1 pseudogene is annotated in these 254 nt (G+C 68.9%); it reads left to right on the plus strand.

Annotation, left to right across the window (positions count from 1 at the left end):
- Positions 1-254: pseudogene (locus ACSNOK_RS35195) on the plus strand (hypothetical protein); the annotation flags it as partial.

Genomic DNA, 254 nt, shown 5'->3' on the forward strand with positions numbered 1-254 from the left:
GTTATAAGGTTCCCCGCCAGCAGGAAGGTCCGTTCGTGCGCGCTGAAAAAAACGCTCCCCGATCCGCCGCGAGCAAGTCGTCGGCCACCAAGACGCCGTCCGCCGACGGGACAAAACCCGCCGCGGCGCGCACGAAGGCCGCGACCATCAGGACGGTCGACAAGTCGACCGACAAATCGATCAAGCCGGCGCCTGCCGCCGCGCCGCGCGCAGCGCGCAAGACCGACGCCCAGCCAGCCGCCGCGGTCTTCTTG

The organism is Streptomyces sp. URMC 126 (assembly GCF_051386555.1).
In the GTDB taxonomy this organism is placed as follows: Bacteria; Actinomycetota; Actinomycetes; order Streptomycetales; family Streptomycetaceae; genus Streptomyces.